This is a genomic window from Xanthomonas maliensis (genome assembly GCF_009192945.1).
Lineage (GTDB): Bacteria > Pseudomonadota > Gammaproteobacteria > Xanthomonadales > Xanthomonadaceae > Xanthomonas > Xanthomonas maliensis.
In genome coordinates, this window is sequence record NZ_NSET01000116.1 from 1 (window position 1) to 595 (window position 595).

1 protein-coding gene is annotated in these 595 nt (G+C 68.6%); it reads left to right on the forward strand.

What is annotated here, in order from left to right; genetic code table 11:
- The coding region (locus CKY51_RS22130) for a condensation domain-containing protein (RefSeq protein WP_152250052.1) at positions 1-595 on the forward strand (595 nt) is incomplete at both ends.

Genomic DNA, 595 nt, shown 5'->3' on the forward strand with positions numbered 1-595 from the left:
ATCATCGATCTGGGCGAGGTCGAGGACAGCGATGCGCTGGCACAGCGCTTGACCGCCTCCGACAGCCAGATCCGTTTCGACCTGGAACACGGGCCGCTGATACGCGGTCGCCTGCTGCGCCTGGCCGAGCAGCGGCATCGCCTGGTGGTGACGATGCATCACATCGTCACCGACGGCTGGTCGATCGGCCTGTTGCTGGGCGAGCTCGGCGCGCTGTACGCGGCCTTCGTCCAGGGCCAGCCCGATCCGCTGCCGCCGCTGTCGATCCAGTACGCCGACTACGCGCTATGGCAGCGTCGCTGGCTGCAGGGCGAGGTGCTGCAACGTCAACGCGCCTTCTGGGTCGACCATCTGCAGGAGGCACCAGCACTGCTGGCGCTGCCCACCGACCATCCGCGCCCGGCCCTGCAGGACTACCGCGGCGCCAGCCTGGAGACCGTCATCGATGCTGCGTTGACCAGCGCACTGACGCAACTGAGCCAACGCCACGGCACCACCGTGTTCATGACCCTGCTGGCCGCTTGGGGCGTGCTGCTGGCACGGCTTGCCGGCCAGGACCAGGTGGTCATCGGCACCCCGATCGCCAACCGCACCC